General features: G+C 44.7%; 16 protein-coding genes. 13 read left to right on the top strand and 3 right to left on the bottom strand.

All coding sequences use genetic code 11. The features are described from left to right. The first annotated feature begins 44 nt into the window (after nt 1-44). A complete protein-coding gene (locus tag Q0394_RS11770) occupies nt 45-1109 on the top strand; it encodes a tyrosine-type recombinase/integrase (RefSeq protein ID WP_298947878.1) in 1065 nt (354 codons plus the stop codon). Nucleotides 1110-1299: 190 nt separating this feature from the next. Here Q0394_RS11770 and Q0394_RS11765 read toward each other — a convergent pair whose 3' ends face one another. Next, nucleotides 1300-3873, bottom strand: coding sequence for an AAA family ATPase (locus Q0394_RS11765; protein WP_298947875.1), 2574 nt, complete (start codon nt 3871-3873; stop codon nt 1300-1302). Nucleotides 3874-4050: 177 nt separating this feature from the next. Between Q0394_RS11765 and Q0394_RS11760 the strand changes: the two genes are divergently transcribed. The 12 genes from Q0394_RS11760 to Q0394_RS11705 all read left to right on the top strand — a co-directional run bounded on the left by Q0394_RS11760 (nt 4051) and on the right by Q0394_RS11705 (nt 14316). Continuing rightward, nucleotides 4051-5355, top strand: a complete 1305-nt coding sequence (locus tag Q0394_RS11760) for a S41 family peptidase (RefSeq protein WP_298947873.1) — start codon at nt 4051-4053, stop codon at nt 5353-5355. Nucleotides 5356-5366: 11 nt separating this feature from the next. After that, nucleotides 5367-6083 carry a phosphoribosylaminoimidazolesuccinocarboxamide synthase gene (purC, locus tag Q0394_RS11755; protein ID WP_002947778.1) on the top strand — a complete coding sequence of 239 codons (717 nt, stop codon included), beginning with the start codon at nt 5367-5369 and terminating at the stop codon, nt 6081-6083. A gap of 1 nt (nt 6084) precedes the next feature. Further along, nucleotides 6085-6345 carry a phosphoribosylformylglycinamidine synthase subunit PurS gene (purS, locus tag Q0394_RS11750; RefSeq protein WP_298056812.1) on the top strand — a complete coding sequence of 87 codons (261 nt, stop codon included), beginning with the start codon at nt 6085-6087 and terminating at the stop codon, nt 6343-6345. Beyond that, on the top strand, nt 6342-7007 hold the full coding sequence (gene purQ, locus Q0394_RS11745) for a phosphoribosylformylglycinamidine synthase subunit PurQ (RefSeq protein WP_298056810.1): 666 nt from the start codon (nt 6342-6344) through the stop codon (nt 7005-7007). The genes purS and purQ overlap by 4 nt, the downstream gene beginning before the upstream one ends. Beyond that, nucleotides 7001-8353, top strand: coding sequence for an SH3 domain-containing protein (locus Q0394_RS11740; RefSeq protein WP_298947871.1), 1353 nt, complete (start codon nt 7001-7003; stop codon nt 8351-8353). The genes purQ and Q0394_RS11740 overlap by 7 nt, the downstream gene beginning before the upstream one ends. Beyond that, on the top strand, nt 8340-9026 hold the full coding sequence (locus tag Q0394_RS11735; protein ID WP_298947870.1) for a lysophospholipid acyltransferase family protein: 687 nt from the start codon (nt 8340-8342) through the stop codon (nt 9024-9026). The genes Q0394_RS11740 and Q0394_RS11735 overlap by 14 nt, the downstream gene beginning before the upstream one ends. 139 nt (nt 9027-9165) lie before the next feature. Beyond that, nucleotides 9166-10062 (top strand): hypothetical protein, encoded by an 897-nt coding sequence (locus Q0394_RS11730; protein WP_298947868.1) that lies wholly within the window; start codon nt 9166-9168, stop codon nt 10060-10062. Nucleotides 10063-10285: 223 nt separating this feature from the next. Next, entirely contained in the window at nt 10286-10516 is a 231-nt protein-coding gene (locus Q0394_RS11725) for a hypothetical protein (protein ID WP_298947867.1), read from the top strand. Nucleotides 10517-10595: 79 nt separating this feature from the next. After that, nucleotides 10596-10859 (top strand): hypothetical protein, encoded by a 264-nt coding sequence (locus Q0394_RS11720; RefSeq protein WP_298947865.1) that lies wholly within the window; start codon nt 10596-10598, stop codon nt 10857-10859. Between the two features lie 462 nt (nt 10860-11321). Then, nucleotides 11322-13175, top strand: a complete 1854-nt coding sequence (gene htpG, locus Q0394_RS11715) for a molecular chaperone HtpG (RefSeq protein WP_298947864.1) — start codon at nt 11322-11324, stop codon at nt 13173-13175. Between the two features lie 245 nt (nt 13176-13420). Further along, nucleotides 13421-13927 carry a PAS domain-containing protein gene (locus Q0394_RS11710; RefSeq protein WP_298947863.1) on the top strand — a complete coding sequence of 169 codons (507 nt, stop codon included), beginning with the start codon at nt 13421-13423 and terminating at the stop codon, nt 13925-13927. Between the two features lie 185 nt (nt 13928-14112). Then, the gene (locus tag Q0394_RS11705) at nt 14113-14316 is read left to right on the top strand and encodes a hypothetical protein (protein WP_298947862.1); all 204 of its coding nucleotides are present in this window, start codon (nt 14113-14115) and stop codon (nt 14314-14316) included. 315 nt (nt 14317-14631) lie between these two features. On the opposite strand, the gene Q0394_RS11700 is transcribed toward Q0394_RS11705, so the two are convergent. Together Q0394_RS11700 and Q0394_RS11695 are read right to left on the bottom strand one after the other, a co-directional pair. Further along, nucleotides 14632-15654, bottom strand: a complete 1023-nt coding sequence (locus Q0394_RS11700; RefSeq protein WP_298947885.1) for a UDP-N-acetylglucosamine--N-acetylmuramyl-(pentapeptide) pyrophosphoryl-undecaprenol N-acetylglucosamine transferase — start codon at nt 15652-15654, stop codon at nt 14632-14634. Between the two features lie 181 nt (nt 15655-15835). Next, nucleotides 15836-16996, bottom strand: coding sequence for an FtsW/RodA/SpoVE family cell cycle protein (locus Q0394_RS11695; protein ID WP_298947860.1), 1161 nt, complete (start codon nt 16994-16996; stop codon nt 15836-15838). Nucleotides 16997-17044: the final 48 nt, after the last annotated feature.

Raw genomic sequence — 17044 nt, 5'->3', positions numbered from 1 at the left:
GGTTATAATGCTTTTCAAATTTTTATAAATTTAAGGAAAATATCTTGAAATACGCTCTTGATTGCAAGGATAGTTTTGAAAACTCGTTTATATTTTGGCTGACTCGTTATGTCAAATTTAAGCTTAGCTCGCTCTCAAACAAAGAGCTTCGCGACCCAAAGGCGCTAGCAAGCGTAAATTTTGCTTTAAGCCGCGAGATAAAAAATATCGACCAGCTAGACGGCCTCGTAAAATCAGCTAGAAACGCGGGGCTAACGGGTATAAATACCTACTTTAATCCGCTTAAAAAAATTTACGAGACGCTCAAATTTTACGAGCTAGAGAGCCTAAAACAGATCGACGAAGAGCTGCTAAGCGAGGTGCTAGCTAGCGTCACGGGCGGGCTAAGCGACGCGAGCAAGAAAAACTACCGTATAAGCGCGATAAATTTTTTCGCATTTTTGGATAAACAAAACGAAGAGGACGGCAAGGCGCACGTCTTTGACATCGGGCTAAAAAACTGGGGCGGCGTGGGCGGAGCGCGCGGGCAAAAACTGCCTGAATTTATGAGCGAGGATGAGGTCAAGAGATTTTTGGAAGCGATCGAAAACGCGGAGTTTAAAAGCAACGCCAATCGCAACAAGCTCATCATCAAAATTATCATTTTCACCGGCATCCGCGTGAGCGAGGCGCTAAATCTAAAGCGCAAAGATATAGCCGAGGACGGCGAGCTCTACGTCATAAGAATCCACGGCAAAGGAAACAAATACCGCGTCGTCATGATAAAGCGCCGCCTTATCGAAGCCCATCTGGACGCGATCGCGATAAACTATATAAATAAAGAAGGCTATCTTTTTATCAATAAAAAAGGCACGCGCCTAACGCAGGCCTACGTGAGCCGCATCGTCGAGCAGATCCTCTTTAAAGCGGGCATCCGTAAGGAAAAAAACGGCGCTCACATGCTGCGTCATACCTTTGCCACGATGCTTTATAAAAAGCAAAAGGATCTCGTTTTAGTGCAGGAAGCGCTCGGGCATGCGAGCTTAAACACCTCGCGAATTTACACGCATTTTGATAGCGAAAAGCTAAAGCTCGCCGCGCAGGTAGCCGAGGAGCTAAGCGGAGAATAGGCGCTAAATTTGAGCGGTTTCAAATTTGACTCGGGCGGCTAACGGCACGCGAGCTTGCTAAATTTGCGAGTCAATATGCTGTTTTCAAATTTGAGCAGTCTATATAATATAAGATAATTGCGCGGTTAAATTTAAGAAATTTGACGAGAGATGAAAACGGCCGCGCTAAAAACGCGACCGTAAATTTGGTTTAAATTTTAGAGATCGTTATTTTTTCTTTATCGCTTCCGACTACGATCTCATCTCCGCTTTCAAGCTCGTCGCGTAGGATCATATCGGCTAGCGGATCTTCGACTAGCTCATAGAGTGCGCGGCGAAGCGGTCTAGCGCCGTAAACGATGTCAAAGCCCGCACCTGCGATAAATTTCTTTGCCTCCTCGCTTAGGCTTGCCTTTATACCGCGATTTTGCAGCGTTTTTTCAAGCTCTTTAAACATTATATCTACGATTTTTATTAGCCCGTCTTCATCAAGCGGGTTAAAGATTATCGTGTCGTCGAGGCGGTTTAAAAACTCGGGTTTAAAGTAGTTTTTAAGCTCGTTTTTAACCGCTTGCTCGCGCTCCTCGCCTTTTAGATCCATGATGAAATTTGACGCGATATTTGACGTGAGGATGATGATCGTGTTTTTAAAATCGACCGTCACGCCCTTATTATCAGTCGCCCGCCCGTCGTCTAGGATGCCTAAAAGCACGTTAAACACGTCCTTGTGAGCCTTTTCGATCTCGTCAAAAAGTATGACGCTATACGGGCGTCTGCGCACGGCTTCGGTTAGCTGTCCGCCTTCGTCGTAACCCACGTATCCAGGAGGCGCTCCGAGCAGGCGAGAGACGCTGTGCTTTTCCATGTATTCGCTCATATCAAAGCGTATGAGCGCGCGCTCGTCGTCAAATAAAAATTTAGCCAAAGCCTTCGCCGACTGCGTTTTACCCACGCCCGTAGGCCCCAAAAACAAAAACGATCCGATCGGACGCGCGCCCTCGTTTAGGCCGGCCTTGTTTCGCTTGATAGCTCTTGCTAGCGCGTGCAGCGCGGCATCCTGACCGACGACGCTTTCTCGCAAATGCTCCTCGATCATCAGGTATTTTTGTTTTTCGCTAGTTAGCATTTTGCTGACCGAAATTCCCGTCCATTTGCTTAGTATTTCGGCCACCAGCTCCTCATCAACCTGATTTTTTAGTAGCACGCCGCTTTTTTTCATCTCGTCCCATTTTTTTTCAAGTTCTTTTTGGCGATTGACTGCTTCTAAAATTTTGCCGTATTCTATCTCGGCCGCGCGCTGCAGATCGCCGTTTCTACGCGCTATCTCGGCCTCGCTTTTTAGGCTATCTATCTCTTTTTTTGCTTTTGATATGCCGCCAAAAACCGCCTTTTCGTTTTCAAATTTACCGTCAAGGGCGTGTTTTTGCTCGTTTAGATCGGCGATTTGCTTTTCTATCTCGGCTAGACGCGCCGCGTTTTTGGCCTCGTCTTCCATTTTTAGCGCCTCTTTTTCGACCTGCAGCGTCACGATCTCGCGTTTGATGCGAGCTAGCTCGTAGGGTTCGCTTTCTATCTGCATTTTTAGCTCGGCTGCGGCCTCGTCGATGAGATCGATCGCTTTATCGGGCAAAAAGCGGTTTGAGATATAGCGGTCGCTTAGCTTTGCCGCCGCAACCAGCGCGCTATCGGTGATCGTCACGCCGTGATGCACCTCGAGGCGCTCTTTTATCCCGCGTAAAATTTGAAGCGCTTCGTTTACGCTAGGTTCTTTGACGTCGATAGGCTGAAAGCGGCGTTGCAACGCGGCGTCTTTTTCGAAATACTTGCGGTACTCTTTTAGCGTCGTTGCGCCCACGGCGTGCAGCTCGCCTCTAGCAAGCGCGGGTTTTAGGATATTTGCCGCATCCATGCTGCCTTCGCTAGCTCCCGCGCCCACGATAGTATGGATCTCATCGATAAAAAGGATGATATTTCCGGCGCTTTTTACCTCGTTTATGACGGCTTTTAGCCTGTCTTCAAATTCGCCGCGGTACTTCGCGCCCGCGATCAGCGCACTCATATCAAGCGCGATCACTCGTTTGTTTGCTAGGCTAGTCGGCACGTCTTTTGCCACGATTTTTTGCGCTAGACCCTCGACGATAGCGGTTTTACCCACGCCAGGCTCGCCTAATAAAATAGGATTATTCTTGCTCTTTCTTATTAAAATTTGCATCATGCGCGTGATCTCTTCATCGCGCCCGATGACAGGATCGAGCTCCTTATTTAGCGCCTTTGCAGTTAGATCGATGCCGTATTTCTCCAAACTATCTAGCGTCTCGTCGCCGGTTTGGCTGTCTATCTTGCGCCCTGCTCTAATGCTTTCCAAATTTTTGCGGATTTCTAAAACATCTGTAAATTTGCCTAAAATTTGTTTAATTTCAGGCAGCTCAAGCGCCGAGATAATCCACGTGTCTACCGCGATATAGCTATCCCCTAGGCTCACCATCAGAGCTTTTGCGCTTTCAAGAGAGTTTATGAGCTCTCTTGAAATTTGCACGTTTTCCTTGCTGACGTTTGAGCTTGTAGGTAGCTGTGCAGCTTTGCTTTTTACTTCAAGTTCCACCGCTTCCTTGCTGACGTTCATTTTGTTAAAGACTTGGTTTAGTAGCGAGCTACTATCTGCGGCTAGCGCCCAAAGCAAATGAAGCGGAAAGGTTTGCGGATTTTTCGCGTGTATCGCTAGCGCGACTCCCTTTTCTACCAGCTCTTGCATTTGTGCGGTTAAATTTTCGCCTAAATTCGCCATTTTTTCTCCTTTAGTTTATAATGGGCGTATTATATAACTTTAGTCGATTATTGTCAAGTTATCTAAGTGATATAATATAAATACTTACGAAATAAAATTAAATTTTATTAAATCTTTTATCCTATTTTTAGGCAAATTTAACTAAAATACCCCCACTCAAAAGGCAGGAGATTAACTTTGAATAAAAAAAAGACGTTTTTGTTTTCAAGCGTTGCGGGCGCGATGATATTCGGAGCGGTTTTTAGCGCAAATTTAAATGCTAAAGCCACCGAGGACGGATCGAATTCCAAACTGCAATCGCTCTCTAAACTTACAAAAACCATTTCTACTATCGAGAAATATTATGTTGATGATTTACAGTTTAAAGAGATCGTGGATAAGGCCATAGAGGGGCTTTTAAACAACCTTGACGCGCATTCGGGATTTTTAAACGAAAAGGCGTTTAAAGATATGCAGGTGCAAACAAACGGCGAATTTGGCGGTCTTGGTATAACCGTCGGCATGAAAGACGGCGCCCTAACGGTCATCTCGCCTATCGAAAATACGCCTGCGGATAAAGCCGGTATAAAAAGCGGCGACATCATCCTGCGCATCGACGGCAACGCGACTCTAGGCACTACTATAGACGAAGCTGTTAATAAAATGCGCGGCAAACCAAAGACGCCTATCACGATAACCATCGTGAGAAAAGGCGAGCAAAAGCCGTTTGACGTCAAGCTAGTGCGCGACATCATCTCAGTCGAGTCCGTTTACGCAAAGATGATCGAAAAAGACAACATCCTATATCTTCGCGTGACAAATTTTGACAAGCACGTAACCGAAAAGGCCGAGGAATTTATCAAAAAATATCCAAAAGCAGAAGGCATCATCCTTGATCTTCGAAACAACCCGGGCGGACTTTTAAACCAAGCGGTCGGACTGACGAATTTGTTTATAGATAGCGGCGTGATCGTATCTCAAAAGGGTAGAAACGAGAGCGAAAATAGCGAATTTAAAGCCGCAAGAGCAAATAAAATCACAAATTTACCACTTGCAGTACTAGTTAACGGCGGAAGCGCGAGCGCGAGCGAGATCGTGAGCGGATCGCTACAAGATCACAAACGAGCCGTCGTTATCGGCGAAAAGACGTTCGGTAAAGGCAGCGTGCAGATCATCCTACCCGTAGACGACAAAGAGGCCATCCGCCTAACTATAGCGCGCTACTACCTACCTAGCGGCCGCACTATACAAGCAACGGGCGTGGAACCTGATATCGTCGTATTTCCGGGTAAAGTGCCTCAGCATGACGAAAATGCCTTTTCTATAAAAGAGAGCGAACTAAAAAAACACCTAACCAACGAACTGAGTAAAATAGACGCAAATAGCGACAAAAATACTACGAAAATCACAGATAATAAAACCATAATAACCGAGGCTAACGTAAACGACGATATACAACTAAAATCGGCGATTGACGCGATCAAAATTTTACAGCTAAAATAAGGAGTGCAAAAATGCAAAAAAAAGAGCTGATCTACGAAGGCAAGGGAAAAAAGATGTTCGCAACGGACGATGCGAACTTGCTAATAGCGGAATTTAAAGACGACTTAACCGCCTTTGATGCGCAAAAAAGAGGCAATGAAGCGGGCAAAGGCGCGTTAAATAATAAAATTTCGACGCAGCTTTTTCATCTTTTAAAAGAAAAAGGTATCCCGACCCACCTGGTCGAAACCCTAAGCGACACCGAACAGCTCGTGAAAAAATGTGAAATCATCCCGCTTGAAGTGGTCGTGAGAAATATCGCAACCGGTTCGCTAACAAAGCGCCTTGCGATAAAAGAAGGCACGGTTTTGTCGTTTCCATTGGTAGAGTTTTACTACAAAAACGATGACCTACACGATCCGCTCGTAAATGACGAACACTGTCTAATCATGGGCTTAGTTAAGAGCGAAAACGACCTTGATAGGCTAAAACATATGGGTCGCGAGATAAACGCTATCTTGTTTAAATTTTTCGCAGACAGAAACTTAAAATTAGTCGATTTTAAAGTCGAATTTGGCGTCGATAAAGACGGAAATATCCTGCTAGCAGACGAAATTAGCCCCGATAGCTGCCGCTTTTGGGACGCTACTACGAACGAAAAGCTCGATAAAGACAGATTCCGTCAGGATCTTGGCAGCGTAAAAGTCGCCTACGAAGAAGTTTTAAAAAGAATTTTATCTAAGGTTTAAAATGAAAGCTATCATCAACGTATCCCTAAAAAATGGCGTTTTAGACCCGCAAGGAAAGGCAGTCGAGCACGCGCTCGGCTCGCTTGGATTTAATAACGTAAGCGGCGTACGAATAGGCAAACAAATCGTGCTGGATATAAGTGCCGCAAGCAAAGACGAAGCGCGCAAGGAGCTCACCAAAATGTGCGAAGAACTGCTCGCAAACACCGTCATTGAGGACTACGAGATAAATTTGAACGATAAATGCGAGAGCGCAAAATGAAAGTCGCCATCGTTTTGTTTCCAGGCACGAACTGCGAGCAAGATACAAAGTACGCTTTTGAGCTTTTGGGTTGCCAGACGCAGATAATCTGGCACAAAGAAAGCGAGATAAATGCCGATCTTATCGTACTTCCGGGCGGATTTAGCTACGGCGACTACCTACGCACGGCGGCTATCGCTAAATTTAGCCCGGCGATGAGTGCAGTCGTAAAACATGCGCAAAAAGGCGGATACGTGCTTGGCATTTGCAACGGCTTTCAGATGCTGTGCGAGCTAAAACTACTCGCGGGCGCGATGAGACGAAACGAAAATTTAAGCTTCATCTCAAAATACCACTATCTAAAAGTGGTTTCAAACGCAAATAAATTTCTATCAAATTTGAGCGTCGGCGAGATCGTAAACATCCCGATCGCTCACGGCGAGGGAAACTTTTACGCCGACGAGGCGACGCTAAAAGGCCTCTACGACAACGATCAGGTACTGCTAAAATACTGCGACGCAAACGGCGCAGAGCTAAATCCAAACGGCTCGGTCGACGAGGTAGCCGGAATTTGCGATAAAAATAAAAAGATATTCGGCCTCATGCCTCACCCCGAGCGCGCCTGCGAGAAATTTTTAGGTACGGATGATGGACTAAAGATGCTAAAAGGGCTAGTTTGCTAAAGCCCTTTTTAGCCTTTTTTACTATATTTGTTTTAGCTTGCACGGCGACCGAGCCTAGTGTGTTTGACATGATGGGCGACGAGCAAAGTCAAAAAGTAATCAAGTCTGCTCCCCAAACGCCCGCGCAAAAGCCAAATTTACAAAACAAAGCACCAAGTGCACAAAATAGAACTCCAAGCCAGACGCAAAGTACGGCTACGCAAAATAGAGCTCCCGTAGCGCAAAGCCAAGCCTCAAGCAACCAAGGCGGTACGCATCTACGTCAACCTATCCCGCAAAATATCGCACCCACCAACGAGCCAGAGCTAAATTTAAAAGACAGCCAGCTCTACGAGCGCGTGCAGCCAAACGACATCATCATCAAGGCTTTAAACGCGCCAAAGCAAGTCTACGTCGGGCAAATTTTTAGCTTTACGCTCTCGGTCGATATCCAGGATAACATCGCCGTTGATCTGCAAACTATCTTGCCAGAAACCGAAAACCTAAAATGGCTAAGCTCAAATTTGCGCTGGGATAACGATGGCAAAGGGGTTTACAAGGCTCAAATTTACGCCGAGGCCTCCGCCGAGGCCGTGCAAAATCCCAAAATCACTGTAAATTTAAAGCGTAACGGCGAGTTTTTCCAGACGGCAAATTTGACGCTTTCGCTGCCAAAAATCGTAGCGCTAAAAAGCGGCGAGAAATACAACCACGTCGTTGCTCAAAATCTCGAAGTCAAAAAATATAAAACCAATAAATTCGACGATAAAAATCTCATCATGATCGTCGAAGTAAACGCGCAAAAAGGCAATATCGCGGACTTTTTCATCGAGGATAAGGACATCATCAAACAAGGCGTAGACTCCACGAGCGGCGAATTTGACGCGCAAAGCGGATATTATTTCGCGATATTTTCGCCTGAAAAAACCTCGATAGATTTTAACTACTTTAGCCTGGCTAAAAAAGATTTCGTGAGCTTTTCGCTCCCGGTAGTCGTCGAGGATGACGAGATCAGCACGCAAATCGGGCTAAATCCAAAGCAAAGTAAATTTGAAATTTACAAAAATATCGGAGCTTACGCGCTTTTTGGTATATTTTTGATTACGTTTTTGTTTAAGCGCGACGCAATATTTCTCGTCGTCGTGGTCGGCCTTGGAGCCTATATCCTTTATAGCTACAACCCGTTTGGCGGCGCGACGCTAAGGCAAAACATAAACGTAAAAATTTTGCCTACGCAAAACTCGAGCGTATTTTATACCTCAAAAGCGGAGGAAAAGATCGAGATCCTCGGCGAGCGCGAGGACTATGTCAAAATTTTGCTAGACGACGGCAAGATAGGTTGGGTGAAAAAAGATGATATTTTCTAGGATAAAGGCCGCGTATTTCGCGGTCGAGTTTCTCATCAGTATACTTTTGGTCGTATTTTTTATGTGGCTTTTTAAAAAGCACATTCACGGCGTGAGAAAAATTTGGGGTAGGAGCCAGCGGCTTTTTGGATTTTATTCGCTCGAAGTCGTCGGTAACTTCGACGAGTGCGCGAATATGATCATCATGAACCACCAAAGCATGCTAGATATCGTCGTTTTAGAGGAAGTCTATCCTAAAAATCTCTGCTGGATCGCCAAAAAAGAGATAGCCGATCTACCAGTGATCGGCCAGATCATCCACATACCGCAAATGATCTCGGTCGAGCGCGAAAATAAACGCTCGCTCATCAAGCTCGTAAAAGACGCGCAAGACCGCGTCGAAAAGGGGCGCGTACTGGCGATTTTCCCCGAGGGAACGCGCTCGCACTCAAGGGAGCTTTTGCCGTTTAAAGGCGGTGCGAAAATCATCGCCGACAAGCTAAATCTAAAAATCCAGCCCATCGTGATCACGGGTTCGGACATCTTGGATGTGAAAAATTTTAGCTTTAAAAACGGCAAAATCAAAATCATCTGCCTAGATCTCGTCGACACCGCCGACCCTGAGTGGCTAGAAAACGCAAGAGCTAAAATGCAAGAAACGCTAGATAACGAGAGGCAAAAAGTGGCGATTTAAACGCCTGTTTTTACCGCAAATTTGCCTCGCGCGTAAATTTAACCTGAAATTTAGTCAAATTTACCGCGAGCAAATTTAGCCCTTAAATCCGCTAGCCAAATTTGACTGCCTCGTAAAAACTGTAAATTTAGGAGGATTTATGAAAAAACTCGCAGTTATCTTTATGGTTTTAACTCAAATTTTATTCGCTTCAAATTTGCCTGAGCCAGACCTTGAGATCTTTTTTGATGAAAACGCTACGAACAAACAAATAGACGCTGGGCTCGATCAAATTTTAGATTTTTTATCGCAAAACCCGCACCGCGTAAATGATGAGTTTGGCGAATTTAACGACCGCCTTTTTTCGCCGTTTATCTACAACGTAAAAATCATAAAAACGGGCAAATTCGACTTTGAACGCATAAAAAAAGTACTCAAATTTAAGCCGGATCTAAACTACAAATTTATGATTTTCACCCCTCTTGACGCGGTTATTGCGCTTGGCATAGATCCTAATGGCGGATATAAATTTGATCAAAAAGAAACGATACGCCTCATCGACCTACTCTTAGCAAACGGTGCAGATATCGGCTCGCCCGAACTTTTGCACATGGCTTGCAATACCGAAGCGTTCGAGATTTTTAGCCACCTTCTTAGCAAAGGCGCGCGAGACGACAAAGATGTGATGCTTTGCGTGGCTGGTGGGATAGCTATCTTTATGGGGCAAAACGGCGCTTCGCCGATCGCAAACGCTCCTCTTGATCCAAAAATAAGGCAGTTTGCGAAAACCTCCAAATTTACAGAGTTTTACCGCGATAAAATGCGCTATCTCGAGGAGCTGCTAAAATTTAAGCCGCTTAGCGAATTTGAGGCTAAAGAGCTGGAAATTTTTACGAAACTAGCCGCGATCCTAGATAGCGAGGATATGGTTAAATTTCTGCTAAAAAACGGCGTTTGCAAGCAAGAAAATTTACAAATATCTTGCGAAAATCTTAAAAAGTACGCAACTCACTATGACGCAAAAGAGAGTCTAAAGCTAATAAACGAAGTCAAATAGCATAATGCGGCGAGCGAGCGACATGAAGTTAGATTTAAGGGCAAATTTAAACAAGACGACCCTAGTTAAATTTGCCGCTTCAAATTTAGACTGCTGGATTTAAACTCAAATTTTACCAAAGCGTATGTAAATTTAAGGATGGATGATGAAAATTTCTTTACTATTTTTGCCACTCGCTCTACTCTTTTTATTTGTGCCGCTTTTTGCGCTAGAGTAAGATGAAGTGGTCGAGGTTTGCGAGCAGCTAAAATCCGTGCCTGATTTTAGGGTTTTCTACGACGAAAACGCTACGAGTGAGCAGATAGATTTCGGGCTTGATCAAATTTTAGATTTTTTGCGGCAAAATCCGCACCGTGTAAACGATGAAACGGGCGAGTATTGCACCGCCTTTTTACGCCTTTTATCTTTAATGCCAAGATGCACAATGCCGGCGAAATCGACTTTGAGCGGATAAAAAAGCACTAGAATTTAAGCCCGATCTAAACTACAAAACTGCCGTTACTAGCCCTATTTTCAACTCCGCTTTGCTACTGATGCCGCTTCCCTCAGTAAAAAAGTCCAAGCTTAGCGAAGCGGACGTCATCCGCCTCGTAAAGCTCCTGGTTAGGCACGGAGCGGACGCGAACGATAAATTTGTTTTAATCTGCATTTACGGCACGGACGGCTTTGAGATTTTTAAAGAGCTACTTAGCTTAAACGCCGATATGAGCGAAATAGCGCTGCAAATCGTGGTCGATATGCGCTCTTTTGTCCATAAAAACAGCGTTACTTTAAAGCTCGGCGAGGCTGTGAATTGAAAAGCCTAAAAGAGATTAACAAAAGCGGGCTTAGATTTTTTTATAGAGACGAATTTAGCGCTTGATAACGCTATGGCGATAGAGTTTTTACTAGAAAACGGACTTTGTGAGCTGGCGGATGAGTGTGAATTTTTAAGAAAAAAGGCGAAAATTTACGAAGCGACGGAGGTTTTGAAGCTTAAATTTTAGCCGCTTTTAAAAAATCAAAATCCAAAATTTGCCGGCTGCGTTTAAAATCAAATTTTAAACTTACTGCCAAAGTTTTTTAAGCTCAAATTTAGTACCCAAATTTAAAAACCCAAAAATCCAAATCCTAAATTTGACTAATTTTAACCTTTTACCGCGAGTCAAATTTGAGAAACAAATTTTAGATTAGTTGATAGTATTCGTATCAAGTTTAAAGATATTCTTAGCACCTTGTGCTATAATCTGCTAAAAATTTTAAAAACAAAGGACGAAAAAATGAGCGAAAAATTTGAATTTCAGACCGAGGTAAACGAGCTGTTAAATTTGATGATACACTCGCTTTACTCAAACAAAGAGATATTTTTGCGCGAGCTTATCTCAAACGCAAGCGACGCGCTGGATAAACTAAACTACCTCTGCCTCACGGACGACGCATACAAAAGTCTAAGCTACTCTCCGCGAATCGATATCAAAATAGATAAAGAAAAAAAGACGCTAACAATCAGCGATAACGGCATCGGCATGGACAAAGAGGGTCTAATAAATAACCTCGGTACCATCGCTAGAAGCGGTACGAAAGGCTTTTTAGACAAACTAAGCGGCCAAGCTAAAAAAGATAGCGCGCTTATCGGGCAGTTTGGCGTCGGGTTTTATTCGGCGTTTATGGTTGCGGATAAGATCGAAGTTGTTAGCAAAAAAGCGCTTGGCGAAGAGGCCTTCATGTGGAGCTCGGATGCCAAAACCTACGAGATCTCGCCTGCGCAAAAAGATAGCCACGGCACCTCGATCACGCTTTATCTAAAAGATGATGAGTTTTCCGAGTCCTACCGCATAGAAAACATCGTCAAAAAATACTCCAACCACATCCCGTATCCGATATTTGCGGATAAAGAAGAGTACGTGCCGCCTAAAGAGGGCGAAAAAGAGGGCTCGTACGAGACCAAAAACGTGCAGATAAATAAGGCCTCGGCGCTCTGGAAAATGAGTAAAAGCGCGCTAAAAGACGCCGACTACAACGACTTTTACAAGCAAATCTCGCACGATAGCGAAGATCCGCTGCTCTACGTGCATACCAAAGCCGAGGGTAAGATTGAGTACACTACCCTATTTTTCGTGCCTGCGTCAGAGCCCTTTGATCTATTTCGCGTGGACTATCAAAGCGGCGTGAAACTTTACGTCAAAAGCGTATTTATCAGCGACGACGCCAAAGAGATGCTTCCGCCGTATCTTAGATTCGTCCGCGGCATCATCGACGTGGAGGATCTACCGCTAAACGTCAGCCGCGAGATCCTGCAAGAAAACAGCATAATGCGCAGCGTAAGGGAGCAAAGCGTCAAGAAAATCCTGGGCGAACTAGCCAAGCTAAAAGAAAAAGACAGGGAAAAGTACGTCAAATTTTATAAAATATTCGGCAAGGTTATCAAAGAGGGGCTTTACGGATTTAGCAGCGAAAAGGAGCAAATTTTAGACCTTTGCCTCTTTAAATCAAGCAAACGCGAGGGACTAGTCAGCCTAAAAGAGTACAAAGACGTGATGAAAGACGGTCAAAAATCAATCTACTACATCAGCGGAAATAACGAAACGATGCTAAGAAATTCGCCACTTTTAGAGAGCTTTAAGGCTGAAGGGATAGAAGTGCTCATCATGGACGAGGAGATAGACTCTATCGTCATGCCGATGGTGCAAGACTACGATAAAACACCGATAAAAGCGGTAAATCATACCGATATCGACGCCGAGATCAAGCCGGAAAAAAGCGAAGCCGACGAGGGCAAATTCGCCGCGCTGCTAGCCAAGATGAAAGAGATACTAAAAGACGAGGTCAAGGACGTGAAGCTAAGCTCGCGCCTAAGCGAAAGCGCCGCCGTCATCGTCTACGATAAAAACGATCCCGACTACGCTACGCAGATGATGCTAAAGCAGATGGGGCATAGTGCGGGTAAAATTTTACCAATACTAGAGATAAATCCAAAGCACGAGCTCTTTGAAAAACTATCTCAAAACGAAGCAATGATCTATGACGCGGCGGAGCTACTTTTAGATATGGCTAAGTTAAACGAAGGCGTCGCGATCGACGATCCGTCGGCGTTTAGCAAAAAGCTAACTAAAATTTTGCTAAAAGCGATCTAAATTTAAGCCTTTTTGGGCTTAAATTTTACTTCGATTCGGCGGCGGAGTTAAATTTGTCGCCGAGCTTTTTCAAAATCTCACTCAAATCTACATAGCAAAATCCGCTCGCCCTACCCTTAAATTTACGGCGTCAAATTTGATTTAATAGGCATTTGCCGCGCCCGCCGAATGCTAAATTTAAAAAGGCCAGTAAGCTATATTTGCGTAATATTTGGTTATAATTGCCGAAAAATTTAAGGTATGAAGTGAACGAGAATAAAGAATATTTCGTAAAAGAAGAAGATTTTATCGTATCAAAAACCGACGTAAAAGGCAGGATAACCTACTGCAATCAGCCGTTTTTAAAGATCGTCGGCGCAACGCAAGAGCAGCTTTTACATAAACCGCACAACATCATCAGACACCCAGATATGCCGCGCATCGTGTTTAAGCTGCTGTGGGAGCGCATAAAGGCAAAGCAGGAGATTTTTGCGTTCGTTAAAAACAAGAGCTTTGACGGCGGCTTTTACTGGGTATTTGCCAATATTACGGCCTCGCTAGATGCTAACGGCGAGATCATCGGTTACTACTCCGTCCGCCGCAAGCCAAACCCGGATGGGGTCAAATTTATCGAGGGCGTATATAGACGGTTGCTTGAGGCCGAAAAAAGCGGCGGCATGGAGGCCTCAAGCAAGTTACTGAGGCAAATTTTAGCCGGCGCCGGCGCCAGCTACGACGAGTTGGTACATAAACTTCAGCGAGGACAGATATAAGATACTCTCGTCTCTGGCGATATAAATACCAAAAAACAAGCCTAACGAACTTGAAAAATGGATATCAAGCCGCAAGAAGCGATCATAAGCGTCGTGCAGTTTAGCGCTCTGACAAGCTCAGTCAAAGAGTAAAAGATAAAGTCTATCGGATACTTTTTCGGCTGTTTTCGACAACGAGGAGTACTATGCCAACATCAGCGCCTATCTCTCGCATAATGGCAAATCGCAAACTCAAAGTCGCCGCAAAAAATATCAAAGATATAACCGAGCTCCTGCAAGTTCAAAGCGCCATCATGCAAAAATACAAAAGGCGAAGCCTTTTTAATAATGACACGACTCGTCCGCGCGCCGTAAAGACGCAACTGGCCGAGAGCACAATCGCGACTTGATAAACTACTAAAAATGCAGGCCGGTATCGTCTCAAACGTAATTTTGGGCGAGTTTAAGATGGCGTATAAGTTTTTACTCTACTCGGTTTTTTAGCAAAAAGCAGAGGCGATCAGCTCCTTTTAGCCGAGATAATCAGCGTTTGTGATAAGATTGCGGCGATGATAGAACCGGTTTTTAGCGGTCAAAGTCTGCAAACCGGCGAGCTCGTGTATCACTATCTGATTTACGAGCTGCGAGAGTTGAAAGCGAATTTTATAAACTAATTTTCAAATTTGAAAAATAAAGATATTTAAATTTAACGCTCTGCCGTAATTTTAAATATCTTTTAAAATTTCATCCACTATTTTTCGTGCACCGCCATTATCTATCTGCCTAGAAAGCTTGCTTGAAATTCGCGATATATCCATCTCATTTATCAAATTTAGCATCTCGTCTGCATCGATATCGCCGCCTTTTTGAAAGCAAAATTTGGCCAAATTTTGATCCACTAGAAATTTAGCATTAAAGACCTGATGGTTATTTGCGGCGTGAGGGTAAGGTACGAATACGCTAGGCAGCGCGTTTGCCGTGAGCTCCCATAGCGTGCCCGCCCCTGCGCGGCTTATCGCCAGATCGGCGCGGCTTATTTTGAGCTCTATTTTAGGATCAAAGTCAAAAAGATCGAGTTCCTCGCCAGCAAGGCCTAGTTTTTTGTACTCCTCTTGCAAACTCTCAAGCGAGTTTTTGCCGCATTGATGGATGATTTTTACGCCTTTTTCTTTAAAAATCGGAGCCAGCTTTAAGGCTAGCGAATTTATCGCCGCCGCGCCCTGCGAACCGCCTAAAAATATCACCGTTTTTAGCTCGCTGCGAAGCCTAGCCGAGCTAAAAAATCTCTCCGCTACGGGATAGCTAAACACAGGCTTAAAATACGAGCTAAAAAAGCCCTTTGCGAGCGGTTTTAAGAGCTTGTTTAGGTTGCCGATCACGGCGTTTTGCTCATGGATAAAAAGCGGCGTGCGCGATATAATCGCCGCAAATGCTGCAGGCGCTGCGCTGTATCCGCCCACGCTAACGACGGCTTTTACGGCATAAGTCTTAAAAATTTTTCGGCATTTAAAGGCTAACTTTAGGATATTAAAAAGCGAAAAAAGTTTGCCGAGCCCCTTTTTGTTTACGACTCCGCTGCTAGGCAGAAAAAATTTCTCGCTAAATGCGGCGCCGTTTTCAAACCACATCTTATCCTGGCCGCTACTAGAGCCCACAAATATCGTCCTGCATCCGCGCAAAACTAGCTCCTCGTTTAGAGCTTTTGCGACGGCTAGATGTCCGCCCGTGCCTCCGCCGCAGATAACGATAGTGCCGTTTTGCAGACTGCCTAAAGCTTTGTTTTGGGTTTCGTCGCTAGTCAAATTTGACGGCGAAATTTCAGCCGAAATTTGTTTGTCTCTTAAATTTTCAGACGTCAAATTTTACTCCTTGCCTTTTAAATTTGAAGTGCTTAAATTTTCCTTACCATGCCGCAAGTCAAATTTAAGCTCAATCTTTTACTTTTTTACTCACCATCAGCACCATGCCGACCCCTATGCAAAGCGCTAGGATCGAGCTGCCGCCGTAACTTAGAAACGGCACGGCGATGCCTTTGATAGGCGTGATCGAGGTGATGCCGTATGAGTTCATGATAAACGAAAACGAGATGAGAAGCCCGACGCCGAGCGTAAAGAGGTGATAGACTTTATTTTCGCTCCTTGAGGAGACGCGAAAGATACGGAAAAGCAAAATCAAAAGAAGCGACGTGATGATAAGTATCCCGAGCACCCCGACCTCCTCGGCGATACCGGCAAGTACGAAGTCCGTGTGCACTTCGCTCAAAAATCCGAGCTTAAACACGCCAGCTCCCAGCCCTTCGCCGAAAAATCCGCCGTGCTTTATGGCGTTTAGCGAGTGCGATATCTGATAGGGCTCGGGCACGCCCTCGACGCGAAACATATTTGCCATATTTTCCGGCATAAGTGAAAGGACCATGTTTTGCACCGTGCCCCACCATGATTTTATACGTAAAATTCGGTGTTCAGACGTGAAAATAGCCACAAAAGCAAGCACTGAAGCTCCCGCCATACCGATGACGAAAAGCCGCTTGCTAGTACCGGCAAAAAGCATCATAACTATAAGCGTAAGCGCTAAAACTACGACCTGGCCAAGGTCATTTTGAAGGATGGCGATAAGATAAACGGCGATCAAAAACAAAAATATATAAGGCAAAATGAGCTTAAATTCCTGCTTTAAGCTTTTTTTTCTCTCATCTATCTTGCGCGCAAAGCTCCATGCCAAAAAGTAAACGAAACCGATCTTAAAAAACTCCACCGGCGCTAGAGAAAAGCCCGGCAAGCGTATCCAGCGCTTGGCTCCGCCCGCATCGGTGACTAGCGAGCTAGGCAGCGCATGCATGGCTCCCATAGCGATAGCGCAAAAGCCGAATAGACAAAAGCCGATCCAGACCATGGATTTGTCAGGGTCAAGCCGCGAGATGCCCCACATCAAAAATATACCGATCGCCCCAACGACAAGCTGTCTGATGAAAAAATGGTAAGGCTCGTAGTTAAAGAAAAGCACGGTAAAAACGGGCAAGGAGAGCGAAAAAACTATGCCGATAGTAATGAGCGCGACGCAAGAGTAAAATATCCACTTATCCGCCTGCATTTTTCCCTTTCCCGAGTTAAATTTAAGGGGTGATTCTACTTAAATATG

Origin of the sequence: uncultured Campylobacter sp. (assembly GCF_938039205.1) — a bacterium.
GTDB lineage: Bacteria > Campylobacterota > Campylobacteria > Campylobacterales > Campylobacteraceae > Campylobacter_A.
This window is presented reverse-complemented; position numbering and strand designations above follow the sequence as displayed.